General features: G+C 74.1%; 17 protein-coding genes and 1 tRNA gene. 13 read left to right on the forward strand and 5 right to left on the reverse strand.

Going from position 1 to position 16,765, the window contains the following annotated elements; translation table 11 throughout:
* Nucleotides 1–7: 7 nt before the first annotated feature.
* The 3 genes from LPA27_RS12035 to LPA27_RS12045 are packed head-to-tail and all read left to right on the forward strand — an operon-like array spanning nucleotide 8 to nucleotide 2,471.
* Nucleotides 8–877, forward strand: a complete 870-nt coding sequence (locus tag LPA27_RS12035; RefSeq protein ID WP_228942577.1) for an alpha/beta fold hydrolase — start codon at nucleotides 8–10, stop codon at nucleotides 875–877.
* Between the two features lie 36 nt (nucleotides 878–913).
* A complete protein-coding gene (recO, locus tag LPA27_RS12040) occupies nucleotides 914–1,642 on the forward strand; it encodes a DNA repair protein RecO (protein ID WP_056864632.1) in 729 nt (242 codons plus the stop codon).
* Between the two features lie 43 nt (nucleotides 1,643–1,685).
* Complete coding sequence (locus LPA27_RS12045; protein ID WP_193661023.1) at nucleotides 1,686–2,471, forward strand: isoprenyl transferase; 786 nt, start codon at nucleotides 1,686–1,688, stop codon at nucleotides 2,469–2,471.
* 7 nt (nucleotides 2,472–2,478) lie between these two features.
* Here LPA27_RS12045 and LPA27_RS12050 read toward each other — a convergent pair whose 3' ends face one another.
* Genes LPA27_RS12050 through LPA27_RS12070 form a run of 5 tightly spaced genes read right to left on the reverse strand, consistent with a single transcriptional unit; the run spans nucleotide 2,479 to nucleotide 6,425 of the window.
* Entirely contained in the window at nucleotides 2,479–3,039 is a 561-nt protein-coding gene (locus LPA27_RS12050) for a gluconokinase (protein ID WP_228942578.1), read from the reverse strand.
* Complete coding sequence (locus LPA27_RS12055; protein ID WP_267477208.1) at nucleotides 3,021–3,482, reverse strand: Fur family transcriptional regulator; 462 nt, start codon at nucleotides 3,480–3,482, stop codon at nucleotides 3,021–3,023. The genes LPA27_RS12050 and LPA27_RS12055 overlap by 19 nt, the downstream gene beginning before the upstream one ends.
* 5 nt (nucleotides 3,483–3,487) lie before the next feature.
* Entirely contained in the window at nucleotides 3,488–4,546 is a 1,059-nt protein-coding gene (locus LPA27_RS12060; RefSeq protein ID WP_056903903.1) for a metal ABC transporter permease, read from the reverse strand.
* On the reverse strand, nucleotides 4,543–5,427 hold the full coding sequence (locus LPA27_RS12065; protein ID WP_228942579.1) for a metal ABC transporter ATP-binding protein: 885 nt from the start codon (nucleotides 5,425–5,427) through the stop codon (nucleotides 4,543–4,545). The genes LPA27_RS12060 and LPA27_RS12065 overlap by 4 nt, the downstream gene beginning before the upstream one ends.
* Nucleotides 5,424–6,425 carry a metal ABC transporter substrate-binding protein gene (locus LPA27_RS12070; RefSeq protein ID WP_228942580.1) on the reverse strand — a complete coding sequence of 334 codons (1,002 nt, stop codon included), beginning with the start codon at nucleotides 6,423–6,425 and terminating at the stop codon, nucleotides 5,424–5,426. Before LPA27_RS12070 ends, LPA27_RS12065 begins: the two co-directional genes overlap by 4 nt.
* A 117-nt stretch (nucleotides 6,426–6,542) precedes the next feature.
* Between LPA27_RS12070 and LPA27_RS12075 the strand changes: the two genes are divergently transcribed.
* The 10 genes from LPA27_RS12075 (at nucleotide 6,543) to LPA27_RS12120 (ending at nucleotide 16,349) form a co-directional block, all read left to right on the forward strand.
* Nucleotides 6,543–6,863 (forward strand): antibiotic biosynthesis monooxygenase family protein, encoded by a 321-nt coding sequence (locus LPA27_RS12075; RefSeq protein ID WP_056903905.1) that lies wholly within the window; start codon nucleotides 6,543–6,545, stop codon nucleotides 6,861–6,863.
* A gap of 51 nt (nucleotides 6,864–6,914) precedes the next feature.
* Nucleotides 6,915–8,312: a glycine--tRNA ligase gene (locus LPA27_RS12080; protein ID WP_056864226.1), complete on the forward strand. Its 1,398-nt coding sequence runs from the start codon at nucleotides 6,915–6,917 to the stop codon at nucleotides 8,310–8,312.
* Nucleotides 8,313–8,337: 25 nt separating this feature from the next.
* Entirely contained in the window at nucleotides 8,338–9,117 is a 780-nt protein-coding gene (locus tag LPA27_RS12085; RefSeq protein WP_056903906.1) for a hypothetical protein, read from the forward strand.
* 37 nt (nucleotides 9,118–9,154) lie between these two features.
* A complete protein-coding gene (dusB, locus tag LPA27_RS12090; RefSeq protein ID WP_267477209.1) occupies nucleotides 9,155–10,327 on the forward strand; it encodes a tRNA dihydrouridine synthase DusB in 1,173 nt (390 codons plus the stop codon).
* Nucleotides 10,328–10,533: 206 nt separating this feature from the next.
* Complete coding sequence (locus LPA27_RS12095) at nucleotides 10,534–11,487, forward strand: hypothetical protein (protein WP_228942581.1); 954 nt, start codon at nucleotides 10,534–10,536, stop codon at nucleotides 11,485–11,487.
* A 20-nt stretch (nucleotides 11,488–11,507) separates the two neighbouring features.
* Nucleotides 11,508–12,776 (forward strand): deoxyguanosinetriphosphate triphosphohydrolase, encoded by a 1,269-nt coding sequence (locus LPA27_RS12100; RefSeq protein WP_228942582.1) that lies wholly within the window; start codon nucleotides 11,508–11,510, stop codon nucleotides 12,774–12,776.
* A gap of 10 nt (nucleotides 12,777–12,786) precedes the next feature.
* The gene (locus tag LPA27_RS12105) at nucleotides 12,787–13,713 is read left to right on the forward strand and encodes a 2-hydroxyacid dehydrogenase (RefSeq protein ID WP_228942583.1); all 927 of its coding nucleotides are present in this window, start codon (nucleotides 12,787–12,789) and stop codon (nucleotides 13,711–13,713) included.
* A 20-nt stretch (nucleotides 13,714–13,733) separates the two neighbouring features.
* Nucleotides 13,734–15,638 carry a DNA primase gene (gene dnaG / locus LPA27_RS12110; protein ID WP_228942584.1) on the forward strand — a complete coding sequence of 635 codons (1,905 nt, stop codon included), beginning with the start codon at nucleotides 13,734–13,736 and terminating at the stop codon, nucleotides 15,636–15,638.
* Nucleotides 15,635–16,189: a hypothetical protein gene (locus LPA27_RS12115; protein ID WP_056903911.1), complete on the forward strand. Its 555-nt coding sequence runs from the start codon at nucleotides 15,635–15,637 to the stop codon at nucleotides 16,187–16,189. Before dnaG ends, LPA27_RS12115 begins: the two co-directional genes overlap by 4 nt.
* A gap of 87 nt (nucleotides 16,190–16,276) precedes the next feature.
* Nucleotides 16,277–16,349, forward strand: a tRNA-Asn gene (locus LPA27_RS12120).
* Nucleotides 16,350–16,765 lie beyond the last annotated feature (416 nt).

Here is a 16,765-nt window from a genome sequence, read left to right on the forward strand (position 1 = left end):
TCGCGCCATGTTGGTCTCCGAGCGGATCGGTCAGTTCTTCCTCGAGGGCGAGTCGGGCCGCGACCGCCTCGAGTACACCGAGTACGGCGGCGGCGACTCGTGGGTCGTGCTGATCCACGGCCAGCTCATGCCCCGGCGCATGCAGCAGCCGCTGGCGCGCGCGCTGGCCGCCGAGGGCCTCCACGTCGTCACCGTCGACCTGCTCGGCCACGGCCGCTCCGACCGGCCCGCCGACCCGCTGGCCTACTCCATGACCGCCTTCGCCGAGCAGGTCGTGGCGCTGCTCGACCACCTCGGCGCGCCGCAGGCGGTCGTCGGAGGCACGTCGCTGGGGGCCAACGTCTCGCTCGAGGTGGCGGTGGAGGCCCCCGAGCGGGTGCGCGGCCTGATCCTCGAGATGCCGGTGCTCGACAACGCCGTCGAGGCCGGCATCCTGGCCTTCGCCCCGGTGCTCTTCGCCGCCCGCTTCCTGCCCTTCACCGTCAACGGTGTCCGGCGACTGACCCGCCCCGTGCCGCGCGGCCTGGTGCCCTTCTGGGTCGGGATCGTGCTCGACACCCTCGACCAGCGCGCCGACAGCGTCGCCGCCGTGGTGCACGGGCTGTTCTTCGGCCGCGTCGCGCCCTCCTCCCGCCAGCGGCGCGCCATCCAGGCGCCGGCGCTCGTGGTGGGCCACCCCGCCGACCCGATCCACCCGGCGGCCGACGCGGCGATGCTGGCCGAGGAGATGCCCCACGCCACCTTCGTGCGGGCCCGCAGCATCCTGGAGTGGCGGGTCGCCCCCGCCCGGCTCGACCGGGCGGCGGCCGACTTCGCGACCGCCTGCTGGCGCAGCCCCCGCGCCTCGCGCCGCACCCGCCCGCGTCCGGGCGCCTGAGCGCCGGGCGACCCCGGGGCGGGCACAATGGGGGGTGTGCCCCTCTACCGCGACGAGGCGATCGTCCTGCGCACCCACAAGCTGGGGGAGGCCGACCGCATCATCACCCTGCTGACCCGCCACCACGGCCGGGTCCGCGCGGTGGCGAAGGGCGTGCGGCGCACCACCTCCAAGTTCGGCTCGCGCCTGGAGCCCTTCACCCACGTCGACCTCCAGCTCGCCGAGGGGCGCAACCTCGACACGATCACCCAGGCCGAGACCCTCGACCCCTTCGCCGCGGGTGTGGGGCTGGACTACGAGCGCTACACCGCCGGCACCGTCATGCTCGAGACCGCCGAGCGGCTGGCCACCGAGGAGCGCGAGCCCTCGCTCCAGCAGTTCCTGCTGCTCGTGGGCGGGCTGCGGGCGATGGTCTCGGGCGACCGGGGGCCCGGGCAGGTGCTCGACTCCTACCTGCTGCGCTCGCTGTCGGTGGCCGGCTACGCCCCGTCCTTCCACCACTGCGCCCGCTGCGGGGTCGAGGGCCCGCACCGCTGGTTCAACCACGCGATGGGCGGGGTGCTCTGCGCCACGTGCCGGGTGCCCGGGTCGGCCAGCCCCGCGCCGGCCACGCTCGAGCTGCTCGGCTCGCTGCTGGCCGGTGACTGGCCGGCCGTCGCCGCCGCCGACGCCCGCACCCGCAAGGAGGCCAGCGGCCTGGTCGCGGCGTACCTGCACTGGCACCTCGAGCGCGGGCTGCGCTCGATGGAGCACGTCGAGCGGTGAGCCGCGACCGGTGCCCGGGCCCGCGGGTCCTAGGGTCTGCTGCGTGAAGCGCGACGTCCGTCCCCCGACCCCGCACCCCTCGGGCGCCCGGCCCCCCGCCGTGCCCCGCGAGCTGGTGCCCCGCCACGTCGCGGTGGTCATGGACGGCAACGGGCGCTGGGCCAAGGAGCGCGGCCTGCCCCGCACCAGGGGCCACGAGGCGGGGGAGTCCTCGCTCTTCGACGTGGTCGAGGGCGCGATCGAGATCGGCGTCAAGGCGGTGTCGGCCTACGCCTTCTCCACCGAGAACTGGTCACGCTCGCCCGACGAGGTGAAGTTCCTGATGGGCTTCAACCGCGACGTGATCCGCCGCCGGCGCGACGAGATGCACGAGCTGGGCGTGCGCGTGCGGTGGGCCGGTCGCACCCCGCGGCTGTGGCGCTCGGTGGTCAAGGAGCTGCAGGTCGCCGAGGAGCTGACCCGCGACAACGACGTGCTGACGCTGACCATGTGCGTCAACTACGGCGGACGCGCGGAGCTGGCCGACACCGCCCGCTCCATCGCCCGCGAGGTCGCCGCAGGGCGCCTCGACCCCGAGCGGATCACCGAGAAGACCTTCGCCCGCCACCTCTACGTGCCCGAGCTCTCCGACGCCGACCTGGTGTGGCGCACCTCCGGGGAGCAGCGGCTGTCCAACTTCATGCTCTGGCAGGCCGCCTACGCCGAGATGGTCTTCACCGACGTGCTGTGGCCCGACGTCGACCGCCGCGCCCTGTGGCGGGCCATCGAGATCTACGCCTCGCGCGACCGCAGGTACGGCGGGGCGCTGCCGAACCCGACCGAGGGGTAGCGCGGGCTCACGACGACGACAGCCGCGCCCGCACCACACGGGCGGCCTCGGCCACGACCTCCTCGACCGGCGGGGCGACGTCGACCACGGCGCCCTGCTCGTCGGCGTCGAGCGGCTCCAGGGTCTCTAGCTGGCTGTCGAGCAGCGAGGTGGGCATGAAGTGCCGCTCACGGCGCGCCATCCGCTCCCGCAGCACCGCCGGGTCGGTGTGGAGGTGCACGAAGAACACATTGGGCGCGCCGGCGCGCAGCCGGTCGCGGTAGGACCGCTTGAGCGCGGAGCAGGTCACCACGCCGGGCCGACCGGCCTCGACGTCGCTGCGCAGGGCCACGGCGATGCGGTCCAGCCACGGCTCGCGGTCGGTGTCGGTCAGGGGCTCACCGGCCTCCATCTTGGCGATGTTGGCCTCGGGGTGGAGGTCGTCGCCCTCCACCATCGGCCAGCCGAGCTCGTCGGCGAGACCGCGGGCCACCGTCGACTTCCCCGTCGCCGAGACACCCATGACGACGACCTGGAGCGGGGTGCGCGGCGCCTCGACGGGCGCGGGGTCTAGCGGCAGGCCGGACACGTGCCGAAGATCTCCAGGGTGTGGCTGACCTCGCCGTAGCCGTGCTCGGCGGCGATCGCGCTGGTCCAGCGCTCGACGGCGGGGCCCTCCACCTCGACGGTGCGTCCGCAGGAGCGACACACCAGGTGGTGGTGGTGGGTGGTCGAGCAGGCGCGGTAGATGGCCTCACCGTCCTCGCTGCGCAGCATGTCGATCTCGCCGGCGTCAGCCAGGCGCTGCAGCGTGCGGTAGACGGTGGCCAGGCCGACCGCCTCGCCGCGGTTGCGCAGCAGCTCGTGGATCTCCTGCGCGGAGCGGAAGTCCTCGAAGGAGGCCATCGCCTCGCTCACGGCACGACGCTGGCGGGTCGGGCGCAGCGCGGGCCTCGCAGCGGGCTCCTGGGCGGGCTCCTGGGCGGTCTGCTGGTCGGCGCGGTCCGTCGTCGGCGGCTCAGTGCTCGTCATGGGACTCAGTGCTCGTCATAGTGCCTCCCGTGCGGCGCGTGGCGGTGTCCGTCGTGAACGTAGTCGACGTGGTCGCCGTGGGGCACGGCGACGTGCCCGCAGTCGGGCCCGTGGTCGTGGTCGGCGTGCTCCTCGTCGTGGCGGTGGTCGGCGGGTCCGGGCACGACCTCGGGGCACAGGGGCGCGACCGCGCCGTCGGGGGCGTCGGGGTCCACAGGGAAGGGCGCCCGCAGCTGCTCGCGGTGGCGCAGCCACACCCCCACCGGCCAGGTGGCCACGAAGCCGGCCAGGGCGAGCAGCACGATGGTCGGCCCGGGGGAGACCGAGGTGCCGGCCGGCACCAGCGCCGAGATCACCAGCCCGCCCAGCGACGCGACGGTGCCGAGGGCCATGGCCGCGACCAGGGTGGTGCGGAAGGAGCGGGTGAGCTGCTGGGAGGTGGCCACCGGCACCACCATGAGCGCCGAGACGAGCAAGAGGCCGACCGTGCGCATGGCCACCGTGACGCTCACCGCGGCCATCACCGCCACCAGCAGGTTGTAGGCCCGGACGTTGAGGCCCGCCACGCGGGCGAACTCCTGGTCCTGGGCCACCGCGAAGAGCTGCGGGGAGAGACCGACACCGAGGAGCACGACGACGGCGGCCAGCACCATCGTCGTGACCACGTCGGCCACGGAGATCGTGGTGATCGAGCCGAAGAGGAAGGTCTGGAGCCGCGAGGCGCTCTGGCCGCCGAGCCCGGTCAGCAGCACCCCGCCCGCGAGGCCGCCGTAGAAGAGCAGCGCGAGTGCGACGTCGCCGTTGGTGTGGCCGCGCTCGCGGATCACCTCGATCAGCACCGCGCCGAGCACCGCGACCACCACGGCCGTCCAGGTCGGGGACGTGCCGGTGAGCAGGCCGAGGGCGACGCCGGTGACGGCGACGTGGCCGAGGCCGTCGCCCATGAGGGCCAGGCGCCGCTGCACCAGGTAGGTGCCGACGACCGGGGCGGCGAGCCCGACGAAGACCGCGGCGATGAGGGCTCGCTGCATGAAGGGCAGTGAGAACAGCTCGAGGGTGCTCATCGGTGGTGCTCCTCCGGGTGGGTCCCGAGCGGTGAGGCGACGTGGGGCGCGTGGTCGTGACGGGCGCGGTCGCGGTGCGTGGCGTGGTGGTGGGAGTGGGCCTCGCCCAGCCAGGGCTGGTGCACCTCGTGGTCGGCCAGGGGGGTGCCGTCGTAGACGACGCGCCCGTCGCGCATCACCACCGCCCGGTCGACCAGGGGGGCCAGCGGGCCCAGCTCGTGGGCGACGAGCACGACGGTGGCGCCGCGCTCCTTCAGGCGCGCCAGCGACGCGGCGAGGGCGTGCTGGTTGGGCAGGTCGACCCCGGCCGTGGGCTCGTCGAGGAAGAACAGCTCCGGCTCGCCGGCCAGCGCCCGCGCGATGAGCACGCGCTGCTGCTGGCCGCCGGAGAGCTGCGAGACGCCGTCACGCGCCCGGTCGGCCAGGCCGACCACCTCGAGCGCGTCGGCGATGGCGCGGCGGTCGGCGCGCCCGAGCGGACGCAGCAGGCGGCGGTGGGTGAGCCGCCCGGAGGCCACCACCTCCCACACCGACGCCGGCACGCCCGAGGCGGCGCCGGTGCGCTGCGGCACGAAGCCGACGCGGCGCCACTCGTCGAAGTGCTCCAACGGGTGGCCGAAGAGCTCCAGGCTGCCCGTGGTCAGCGGTCGCAGGCCGGTCAGCGCCCGCACGAGGGTGGACTTGCCCGAGCCGTTGGCGCCCATGAGCGCCACGAAGTCGCCGCGCGACACCGTCAGGTCGATGCCGCGCAGCACCGGGCGACCGGCGATGGCCACGGCACCGTCGAGGAGTCGCACCACGGCCTCGAGCCCGGGGCCGACCGTGTGGTCGGCCCCGGGCTCGGGCGCTGGCGTCGGTGCGGCCGGGACGGCGGGGGTCACCGGCACCCGTTGGCGGTCCGGAGGGCCGCGAGGTTCTCACGCATCAGGGAAAGGTAGTCCTCGTCGGCGGTCTCGTCGCTCAGGCCCTCCACCGGGTCGAGCACCGCGGTCTCGATGCCCTTGTCGCGGGCCAGCGACTCGCTGAGCGCGGGCGAGACCAGGCGCTCGGAGAAGACCGTGGTGATGCCGTCCTCGTCGATGATCTGCTGCAGGCGGGCCAGGTCGGCCGGGGTGGGCTCGGCGTCGGGGGAGAGCCCGGCGATGGGCTCGACCTCGATGCCGTACTTGCCGAGGTAGCCGAAGGCGTCGTGGGACACCACGATGGTCGAGCGCTCGCAGTCGGCCAGGCCCTCGGACAACTCGCCGTCGAGGGTCTCGAGGTCCTCGCGCAGGGTCGCGGCGTTGGCGGTGTAGGTCTCCGCGCCGTCGGGGTCGATCTCGGCGAGCTGCTCGGCGACGGCGTCGCCGAGCTCGGCCAGTCGGGCCGGGTCGAGCCAGAAGTGGGGGTCGAGGTCGCCGTGGTCGTGCTCCTCCTCCGCGTGCTCCTCCTCGGAGTCGGAGTCGTCCGCGTGCTCCTCCTCGGAGTGCTCGTCGGCGAAGGGCTCGAGACCGACCACCTCGGCGGCGTCGAGCGTGGCGCCCTCGGCGTTCTGCTCGACGGCGGCGTCCACGGCCGGCTGGAAGTCGGCCTCGTAGACGACCAGGTCGGCGCCGGCGACCTCGGCGGTCTGGCCGACGCTCAGCTCGAGGTCGTGGGGCTCGCCGCCGGGCTTCGTGAGGTTGGCGACCTCGGTGCGGTCGCCGGCCACGCGCTGGGCGACGAACTGCAGCGGGTAGAAGGCTGCGGCGACCGTGACGTCGCCGTCGTCGGAGGCGGTGCCCGTGTCATCGGAGAAGGCGGCGCACGAGCTCAGCGCGAGGGCGGCGACGCCGGCGACCGCGGGGGAGAGCAGCCGCTGTCGGACGGGGCGGGTGGCTCGGGTGGCACGCGAAGTCATGAGAACGATTCTCGACCCACTGAGAACGATTGTCAAAATCGCCGGCTGGGCCCGGGCTGGCCCCGGGCTGGCCCCGGGCTGGCCCCGGGCTGGCCAGGGCTGACCTAGGGTCGGGGTGTGATCGTCGTCAACCGCTTCCGCGTCGCCCCCGAGGAGCAGGGCTCGTTCCGCGTCGCGCTCGAGACCGCCCGCGACGCCCTCGCGGCGCGACCCGGCCACGTCGGCGCGACGATCGGCCGCAACGTCGACGACCCCGGCCTGTGGGTGCTGACCACGCGGTGGGAGAACGTCGGCGCCTACCGCCGCGCGCTGTCGTCGTACGACGTGAAGCTGCACGCCGTGCCGGTGCTCTACCGCGCCCTCGACGAGCCGAGCGCCTACGAGGTCGTCGAGCCCGGGACCGACCTCAATGTCGAGCGGACCCGATCGCTAGGCTGAGCGCTTCGTCCAGGACCGGCAGCCAGCCGGTCCGTGAGAGCAGGAGCACCCGTGGCCAAGCCGCCCCCGTCCACCGTCGACAACGTCGTCTCCCTCGCCAAGCGGAGGGGTTTCGTCTACCCCTGCGGAGAGATCTACGGCGGCACCCGGTCGGCGTGGGACTACGGCCCGCTGGGTGTGGAGCTCAAGGACAACATCAAGCGCCAGTGGTGGAAGTCCATGGTGCAGATGCGCGACGACATGGTCGGCCTCGACTCCAGCGTGATCCTGCCCCGCCAGACCTGGGAGGCCAGCGGGCACGTCGACACCTTCAGCGACCCGCTGACCGAGTGCCAGTCGTGCCACAAGCGCTACCGCGCCGACCACCTCCAGGAGCAGTACGCCGAGAAGAAGGGCATCGACGACCCCGACACGGTCGACATCGCCACCCTGGCCTGCCCCAACTGCGGCACCCGCGGCGCCTGGACCGAGCCGCGCCAGTTCTCCGGGCTGCTCAAGACCTACCTGGGCGTGATCGAGGACGAGTCGGGCCTGCACTACCTGCGCCCCGAGACCGCCCAGGGCATCTTCCTCAACTTCGCCAACGTCGTGACCAGCCAGCGCATGAAGCCGCCCTTCGGCATCGCCCAGATCGGCAAGAGCTTCCGCAACGAGATCACCCCCGGCAACTTCATCTTCCGCACCCGCGAGTTCGAGCAGATGGAGATGGAGTTCTTCGTCAAGCCCGGCGAGGACGAGGAGTGGCACCAGTACTGGATCGACGCCCGCACGCAGTGGTACGTCGACCTGGGCATCGACCCCGACAACCTGCGCCACTACGAGCACGCGCAGGAGAAGCTGAGCCACTACTCCAAGCGCACCGTCGACATCGAGTACCGCTTCCGCTTCGCGGGCTCGGAGTGGGGCGAGCTCGAGGGCATCGCCAACCGCACCGACTTCGACCTCTCCACCCACGCCAAGCACTCGGGCCAGGACCTGTCGTACTTCGACCAGGCCGCCGGCGAGCGCTACACGCCCTACGTCATCGAGCCCGCGGCCGGGCTCTCGCGCAGCCTGATGACCTTCCTGGTCGACGCCTACGTCGAGGACGAGGCCCCCAACACCAAGGGCGGCGTCGACAAGCGCACGGTGCTGCGCCTCGACCCGCGCCTGGCGCCGGTCAAGGTGGCCGTGCTGCCGCTGAGCCGCAACGCCGACCTCTCGCCCAAGGCCAAGGACCTGGCCACGGAGCTTCGCCGCAACTGGAACGTCGACTTCGACGACTCCGGCGCCATCGGCCGCCGCTACCGCCGCCAGGACGAGATCGGCACGCCCTACTGCGTGACCGTCGACTTCGACACCCTCGAGGACGGCGCGGTCACCGTGCGCGAGCGCGACTCGATGTCGCAGGAGCGCATCAGCCTCGACGGCATCACGGCCTACTTCGCCCAGCGTTTCGTCGGTTGCTGAGCCGCCCGCTGTGCACAATGACCCGATGACCGCTCGACCGCCGCTCCGCCGCCCCCGCCTGGCCGCCCTCGCGGTCCTGCCCGTGCTCGCCCTGGCCGCCGCCGGGTGCAGCGGGACCGACGAGGCGGCGGGGCCGTCGGAGGCGTCCGGCGCCGCCTCCGCCAGCACCAGCGCCTCGGCGGGTGCCTCGGCCCCGGCCGAGGGTGAGCCCTACCTGCCCGTGCCCGACGACGTCGAGCTGACCGGGCAGGGCTCGGCGCTCTCGCTGGGCGACGAGGCCGTCGTGGCCTACGAGCCCGACCAGAAGAGCGTCGGGGTCCTCGACATCACCGTCGAGAAGGTCCAGCGGACGACGTTCGAGAAGTCCTTCCAGGGCTGGGAGCTGACCAAGCAGGTCCGCACGGCCACGCCCTACTTCGTGCAGGCCACCGTGGCCAACGTCGGCGACAGCGACCTCGGCGGACGCCGGGTGCCGCTCTACGCCGTCGACGACGCCGACGTGCTCGTCGAGTCCTCGTCGTTCGTCAGCACCTTCACCCCCTGCCCGAGCACGCCGCTTCCGAAGAAGTTCCGCAACGGCGACCAGGAGAAGGTCTGCCTGGTCTACCTCGTGCCCGACGGCGGCTCGCTGGAGGCGGTGAGCTTCCGGCCCACCGAGGACTTCAACCCGATCACGTGGTCGGGGCCCGTCACCACCGTCGGCAAGGGCTCCGACGGCGGCGGCCAGGGCGACGGGGGCCAGGGCGGCGGCGGCGCGGGCGGCGGCCAGGGCGGCAACGGCGGCGCGGGCGGCGGCAACGGCTGATTTGGGGCGCTCGGCGGGCGCGGCGGACAATGGACCGGTGACGACGACCGCCCAGCCGACCCGCCCCCACCCGGGGCTGACCCTCGGGTCGCTGCGGGTCGACACCCCGGTGGTGCTCGCGCCCATGGCCGGCATCACCAACGCCGCCTACCGCCGCCTGTGCGCCGAGCAGGGCGCCGGGCTCTACGTCTGCGAGATGATCACCAGCCGCGGCCTGGTCGAGGGCGACCAGCACACCCGCGACATGCTCGTCTTCGACGAGCTGGAGACCACGCGCTCGGTGCAGCTCTACGGCACCGACCCGGTCTACGTCGGGCGGGCCGCCGAGATCCTCTGCGCCGACTACGGCGTGGCCCACATCGACCTCAACTTCGGCTGCCCCGTGCCGAAGGTGACCCGCAAGGGCGGCGGCGGTGCCCTGCCCTGGAAGCGGGGCCTGCTCGCGCGGATCCTCGAGCAGGCGGTGCGGGCCGCGTCGGCGTACGACGTGCCCGTGACGATGAAGACCCGCAAGGGCATCGACGAGGAGCACCTCACCTACCTCGACGCCGGCCGGATCGCGCAGGAGTCCGGCTGCGCCGCGATCGCCCTGCACGGGCGCACCGTGGCGCAGGCCTACTCGGGGCAGGCCGACTGGGACGCCATCGGCGAGCTCGTGGCCCACGTCGACCTGCCGGTGCTCGGCAACGGCGACATCTGGGAGGCCGGCGACGCGCTGCGCATGGTCGAGCACACCGGCGCCGCCGGCGTGGTCGTGGGGCGGGGCTGCCTGGGCCGTCCGTGGCTCTTCCGCGACCTGGCCGCGGCCTTCGCCGGCGACGTGCCGGCGGAGGGCTTCCGTGCGACGCTGCCGCGCCTGGGCGAGGTGCGCGACGTCATGCGCCGCCACGCCGAGCTGCTGTGCCAGCACATGGGCGAGGAGCGCGGCTGCAAGGAGTTCCGCAAGCACGTGTCGTGGTACCTCAAGGGCTTCCCGGCCGGTGGCGACCTGCGGCGGGCGCTGGCCCTGGTGGAGACCCTCGTGGGGCTCGACCGCCTGCTCGCCGAGCTCGACCCCGACGCGCCGTTCCCGGTGGCCGAGCTCGGCACGCCCCGGGGGCGCCAGGGCTCGCCGCGGGCCCGGGTGGTGCTGCCGGAGGGCTGGCTCGACGACGCCGACGGGGCCGGGTGCGCGGTCGCCGAGGACGCCGACGCGGGCTCCGGCGGCTGATCCGGGCGGCCCGCCCGCGTCGCGTCGAGGCGGTCGGGGTCGGCACGTCGTGACCGGTGACACGTCAGTTTTTACCCGCGACGGTTGGTCGCCTGATGTCCGCCTGTGCTTCACTCGACAACTCCGCCGCCCTGCCGACCGCAGGACGGCGTCGTCATGCCGGGCGACCGCCCGGCAGGAGCCAGCAACAGCAAAGGATCAGCGCTGTGGCAGATCATCGCCACAAGCGGGACGCCAATGCCCGCAGCACCACCCGACGTCCGCGTCCCCGCGCCGCCCTCGTCGCCGGACCCGTCGCCCTCCTCGCCACCTCCGCGGTCGTCGCCCTCGGCGTCGCCACCGCCGACCCCGGCACGGCGCCGCTGCAGCAGGCCGGCACCTCCGACCTCGCCGAGGCGGTCCAGCCCACCGACGTCGCCGCCCTCCAGGCCTTCGCCGAGGGCCGCGGTCTGTCCCGCGACGCCGACCGCACGGCGGCCTACCGCGTCGAGCGGGGCCTGACGCTCTCCAAGCCCACCGCGGCCGAGCGGATGATGACGCCCGCCGCCGTCCGCGCCGCGGTGGCCGGCGCCGACCAGCCCCGGTGGAGCACCGCCCCCCTCAACCTGTGGACCGGTCCCACCGGCGAGGCCGACCAGACCGGTGTGCTCGACGAGGGGAAGAAGGTCCTCGTGACCGGGCGCGCCCTGGGCGACCGGGTCGAGATCGTCGTCAAGGGGTCGGCCCGCTGGGTCACCGCCGGCTACCTCTCCGAGGACAAGCCGGTGGTCGAGGAGGCCAGCGACGTCGCCTCCGCCCGCAGCGTCGGCTCCGCCACCTGCACCAACGGCACGTCGGTGCCGAGCGGGGTCAGCCCGAACATCGCCGCGATCCACGAGGCGGTGTGCGCGGCCTTCCCGACGATCACCACCTACGGCACCTTCCGCAGCGACGGCGAGCACGCCCAGGGCATCGCGATCGACATCATGGTGTCCGGCGACCTCGGCTACCAGGTGCGCGACTTCGTCCAGGCCAACTACCAGGAGCTGGGCGTCAACTACATCATCTACTCCCAGCAGATCTGGTCGGTCGACCGCGCCTCCGAGGGGTGGCGGGCGATGGAGGACCGTGGCTCGGTCACGGCCAACCACTACGACCACGTCCACGTCACGACCTACTGAGCGCCGCTAGAGTCGGGCCGGTGCCCCGGCTCCCCGACTCCGACGACCTGCTCGAGCGCTACGACGCGTCGGCGCGCGAGCGGGTCGTGGCCGAGCCGCCGAAGCGGGTCGACGCCCCCGAGCGGACCCCCTTCGAGCGCGACCGCGCCCGGGTGGTCCACGCCGCGGCGTCGCGCCGGCTGGCGGCGAAGACCCAGGTGGTGGGTCCCGAGACCGACGACTTCGTGCGCAACCGGCTCACCCACTCCCTCGAGGTGGCCCAGGTGGCCCGCGACCTCTCGCGCGCCCTGGGCTGCCACCCCGACATCGCCGAGACCGCGGCGCTGGCCCACGACCTGGGCCACCCGCCCTTCGGCCACAACGGCGAGCGGGTGCTGGCCGACCTCGCCGCCGACTGCGGCGGCTTCGAGGGCAACGCCCAGACCCTGCGGCTGCTGACCCGGCTGGAGGCGAAGTCGGCCGACGCCGAGGGGCGCTCGGTGGGGCTCAACCTCACCCGGGCCACGCTCGACGCCTGCACCAAGTACCCCTGGGCGCGCGGGGCGGGGCCGGGGGGAGCCGCCGACCCGAAGTTCGGGGTCTACGCCGACGACGCGCCGGTCTTCGCCTGGCTGCGCGCCGGTGTCGACGGTCCGCGCCGCTGCGTGGAGGCGCAGGTGATGGACCTCGCCGACGACGTCGCCTACAGCGTGCACGACGTGGAGGACGGCATCGTGGTCGGCCACATCGAGCTCACCGCGCTCGACACCGCGGCCGTGTGGCAGACGGTGCGCGAGTGGTACCTCCCCGAGGCCGACGACGACGAGCTCGACGACGTGCTCGCGGGGCTGGTCGCGCAGGCGAGCTGGCCCAGCGCGCCGTACGACGCGAGCCGGAGGTCGCTGGCGGCGCTGAAGAACCTCACCAGCGACCTGATCGGCCGTTTCTGCGGCGCGGTGCAGGCGGCGACCTTCGCCTCCGGGCCGGGCGCCCTCGTGCGGCACGGCGGCGACTTGGTGCTGCCCGGGCGGACGCTGCTGGAGATCGCGGTGCTCAAGGGCGTGGCCGCGCACTACGTGATGCAGACCGAGGACCGGCTGGCCGTCATGGCGCGCCAGCGCGAGGTGATGGCCGAGCTGGTGGCGCTGGTGGCCCACCGCGGTCCCGACGCCCTCGAGCGGGCCTTCGCCGACGACTGGGCGGCGGCGCCCGACGACGCGGCCCGGCTGCGGGTGGTCGTCGACCAGGTCGCCTCGCTCACCGACGCCAGCGCCGTGGGCTGGCACCGCCGGCTCCTGGGTCGTGGCTAGGGTCGGTGCCGTGAGCGAACCCCTCGTCTGGCTGCCCTTCGACGTCTCCGAGCTGGGCGAGGCCCCGGCCGGGCTGCGCTACGAGCGGGTCGACCCGACCCGCGAGGTGCCCGACAGCGTCGGTGACGCGCGGTTCTACGTGCCGCCCTACCAGCTGGGCTCGGGCATCGTGGAGGTCATGGAGCGCATGTCCTCCCTCGAGGTCGTGCAGCTGCTCACCGCCGGGGTCGACGCCGTGCGCGGCCGCGTGCCCGACGGGGTCACGCTGTGCAACGGGCGCGGGATCCACGACACCTCGACCGCCGAGCTCGCGCTGACCCTCACGCTGGCCTCGCTGCGCGGAGTGCCCGACTTCGTGCGCGCCCAGGAGCGGCGCGAGTGGGCGGCCGGCTGGCGCCCGTCGCTGGCCGACAAGCGGGTGCTGCTGGTGGGTCACGGCGCCATCGGCCGGGCCATCGAGGCCCGCCTCCTGCCCTTCGAGTGCGAGGTGGTGCGGGTGGCCCGCGCGGCGCGCGAGGAGCCCGAGGGCCACGTCCACGGCTTCGAGGAGCTGCCCGACCTCGTGCCCGACGTCGACGTCGTGGTCCTCGTCGTGCCGCTGACCGAGGAGACCCGCGGCCTGGTCGACGCCGACCTCCTGGCCCGCATGAAGGACGGCGCGCTGCTGGTCAACGTCGCGCGGGGCGCGGTGGTCGACACCGACGCGCTGCTCGCCGAGCTGGCCTCGGGGCGGCTGCGCGCGGCCAGCGACGTCTTCGAGGACGAGCCGGTGCCCCCCGACAGCCCGCTGTGGGAGACCCCGGGCCTGCTGATGACCCCGCACGTCGGTGGGGCGAGCAGCGCGATGTGGCCCCGGGCCCACCGCCTGGTGCGCGAGCAGCTGCAGCGCTTCGCCGCCGGCGAGGAGCTGGTGAACGTGATGTCGGGGGAGTACTGACCCGGCCGTAGGATCGACCCGTGGTGGGCCGGATCCGAGACGACAGCATCGCCGAGGTGCGTGAGAAGGCCCGGATCGACGACGTCGTGTCGCAGTACGTCACGCTGCGCAACGCCGGCGGCGGCTCGCAGAAGGGCCTGTGCCCCTTCCACGACGAGAAGTCGCCCTCCTTCCACGTCACCCCGGCGCGCAACTTCTTCCACTGCTTCGGCTGCCAGGAGGGCGGCGACGTCATCACGTTCGTGATGAAGATCGACGGCCTGGGCTTCGGGGAGGCCGTCGAGCGGCTGGCCGACAAGTACGGCGTGCAGCTGCGGCGCGAGGAGGGCGACGAGCGCGACAACCGTCCTCGTGGCCCGTCCCGCACCCGCCTGGTGGAGGCCCACCGCGAGGCGCAGGAGTTCTACGCCGAGCAGCTGGCCACCCCCGAGGCGCTGGTCGCCCGTCAGTTCCTCGACGAGCGCGGCTTCGACCAGGCCGCCGCCGAGCAGTTCGGCATCGGCTTCTCGCCGCGGGGGGGCGACGACCTCTTCAAGCACCTGCGCGCCAAGGCCTTCAGCCAGGAGGAGCTGGTCACCGGCGGCCTGGTGGCCGTGGGCCGGTCGGCCTACGACCGCTTCCGGGGCCGGCTGATGTGGCCGATCCGCGACGCCAGCGGCGACACCATCGGCTTCGGCGCGCGGCGCATCCTCGACGACGACCGCATCGACGCCAAGTACCTCAACACCTCCGAGACCCCGATCTACAAGAAGAGCCAGGTGCTCTACGGCATCGACCTGGCCCGTCGCGAGATCGCGCGGTCCTCCCAGGCGGTGATCGTCGAGGGCTACACCGACGTCATGGCCTGCCACCTGGCCGGGGTCGGCACGGCGGTGGCGACCTGCGGCACCGCCTTCGGCGAGGACCACTCGCGGATCCTGCGGCGCTTCCTCGACGACCACGAGGAGTTCCGCGGCGAGGTGATCTTCACCTTCGACGGCGACGCGGCCGGGCAGAAGGCCGCCCTGCGGGCCTTCTCCGGCGACCAGAACTTCGTCTCGCAGACCTACGTCGCGGTCGAGCCCTCGGGCAAGGACCCGTGCGACCTGCGGGTCGCCGACGGCGACGCCGCCGTGCGCGAGCTGGTCGCGCGACGGGTGCCGCTCTACCGCTTCGTGCTGAGCAACGTGGTCGGCAAGTACGACCTCGACCGCGCCGACGGCCGCATCGACGCCCTGCGCGAGGGTGCCCGGCTGGTCTCGAGCGTGCGCGACAAGTCGAAGGTCGACGCCTTCGCCCGCGAGCTGTCGCAGATGATCGGCGTCGACCCCGACGAGGCGCGCGCCGAGGTGCGCCGCGCCGCCAACCGTCCCGCCCCGGCAGCGGGCGGGCGGGGGCAGGACCGCCGGGCCGACCGGTCCCCGGCCGCCGCCGACAGCGCCCCCGCGGCGCCCCGGCGCCAGGTGCCCGACCTGCGCGACCCCCGCTTCACCCTGGAGCGCGAGACGCTCAAGCTCGTCGTGCAGCACCCCATGGCGATCGGCCGCACCACCGCCGACATCGGCGCCAACGACTTCACCCACCCGACCTACCGCGCGGTGTGGGAGCTGGTGGAGAAGGCCGGCGGCACCGCCACGGGCGCCGGCGACCCGGCCTGGGCCGCCCGGCTGCGCGACGCGGCGAGCGACCCGGAGGTCTCCTCGGCGGTCTCCGCGCTCGGCGTCGAGCCGCTGCTCACCGAGAAGGAGCCCGACGCGGCCTACGTCGGCCACCACGTCTTCCGCCTCCTCGAGCTCACGACGATGCGCCGCATCGCCGAGGTCAAGTCGCGGCTGCAGCGCACCAACCCGGTGGAGGACGTCGAGGCCTACAACCGGATGTTCGGCGAGCTGGCCGCCCTCGAGCAGCACCGTCGGGCCCTGCGCGACCGGGTGATGGGCGCGTGAGCCTCGCCGGGGCGCTGCGCGGAGCGTTCCGCCCGTGGTGGCGCACCCGCGCCGACGGTCCCCGGCCCGACCTCCAGGTGGGCCGCGGCGAGCGGCTGTTGGCCTGGGCCCGCACCGACGACGGCCGCGACGTCGGTGGCACCCGCGACGCGCTCTACGTCTCCGTCGACGGCTCCCGCTCCGCCCGGCTGCGCTGGGAGCGGGTGGACGCGGCCGACTGGGACGCCGAGACCTCCACGCTGGCCGTGACCGAGGCCGACGACGCGGGTCGCACCGGCGCGCGCGTCGTGCACCGCTTCCGCCTCGACGACGGCGCCCGTCTGCTGGAGCTGGTGCGCGAGCGGGTCACCGCGAGCGTGCTGCTGCAGCGCCACGTGCCCCTCGCCGGTCGTCGCGGGGTGCGGGTCGTGGCCCGTCGTGCTCCCGGTGGCGGCTCCGAGGTCACCTGGGTCTTCCAGTACGACGAGGGCGTGGACCCCACCGATCCCGTCGTGCAGGCCGCGGCGGCCGAGGCGCTGGCCTCGGCGCGCGACGCCGTCGGGCTGGGCTGAGCGGGCCGCTCCGCACGGTCCGCCGGGTCGGGGGAGGCCGATTTCACCTCGCCGACCACGCTTGCTAATGTGTGCGCGCTGCACCGATCCCCTGTAGCTCAACTGGCAGAGCATTCGACTGTTAATCGGAGGGTTGTTGGTTCGAGTCCAACCGGGGGAGCAGAGAGAAGGCCCCGGCCCGCTGATGCGGGCCGGGGCCTTCTGCGTCGCCTGACGACCGGAGCGCGGAGCCCCGCTGCTGCTGTCGTCAGCTGGGCCGGCCACCCGGGTCGATCCGGTCGCTGGCCTCGGGGGCGGCCGGCGGGGTGGGCCGGGTGGGCGGAGCGGGAGCGTCGGCGCCGGGCTGCTCGTCGTGCGGCGGGGCCGGCGGGGCCGGGGGAGCAGGCGGCGTCGGGTGCTGGCCGCCACGGGGCGTCGGGACAGCCCGCGGGTCCCCGTCGGGCGCGCCGGGCTCGGTGGACGGGCCCGACGTGCCCGGGACCTCGCAGAGCGGAGCTCCGGGGGTCGGCACGGCGCCGGGCGCGGGGGCGGTGTCGGGCGCCGGTGCCGTGCCCGGTCGGGGCGTGGTCGCCGGCG

This window comes from Nocardioides sp. Leaf374, assembly GCF_916862475.1.
In the GTDB taxonomy this organism is placed as follows: domain Bacteria; phylum Actinomycetota; class Actinomycetes; order Propionibacteriales; family Nocardioidaceae; genus Nocardioides; species Nocardioides kribbensis.

Coding starts and splice junctions, on each gene's coding strand:
- LPA27_RS12035 (WP_228942577.1), top strand. CDS start 8: ATGTTGGTCTCCGAGCGGATCGGTCAGTTCTTCCTCGAGGGCGAGTCG.
- LPA27_RS12055 (WP_267477208.1), bottom strand. CDS start 3,482: ATGACGAGCACTGAGCCGCCGACGACGGACCGCGCCGACCAGCAGACC.
- LPA27_RS12060 (WP_056903903.1), bottom strand. CDS start 4,546: ATGAGCACCCTCGAGCTGTTCTCACTGCCCTTCATGCAGCGAGCCCTC.
- LPA27_RS12070 (WP_228942580.1), bottom strand. CDS start 6,425: ATGACTTCGCGTGCCACCCGAGCCACCCGCCCCGTCCGACAGCGGCTG.
- LPA27_RS12085 (WP_056903906.1), top strand. CDS start 8,338: ATGACCGCTCGACCGCCGCTCCGCCGCCCCCGCCTGGCCGCCCTCGCG.